General features: G+C 55.9%; 1 tRNA gene. It reads left to right on the forward strand.

The features are described from left to right. The first annotated feature begins 115 nt into the window (after positions 1–115). Positions 116–190: transfer RNA gene (locus H9X86_RS13195), tRNA-Glu, on the forward strand. Positions 191–202: the final 12 nt, after the last annotated feature.

A 202-nucleotide genomic window follows, 5' to 3' on the forward strand; every position in this document is an offset into this window, starting at 1 on the left:
CAGGACTCCGATCAAAGCCCAGCAAAGCGGGTTTGATTGGAAGAGGAGGAGCAGCGTAATGACTGAGCTTTCGTCCGCCGACGGAAGCGAAGGATATGCAGCTTGTGACGACGATGGCCCGTTGGTCAAGTGGTTAAGACGGCGGCCTCTCACGCCGCAAACACGAGTTCGACTCTCGTACGGGTCACCATTCGAAAGCAAA

The sequence above is a fragment of the Pseudoflavonifractor capillosus genome (assembly GCF_016902575.1).
GTDB classification, from domain to species: Bacteria; Bacillota; Clostridia; order Oscillospirales; family Oscillospiraceae; genus Enterenecus; species Enterenecus capillosus_A.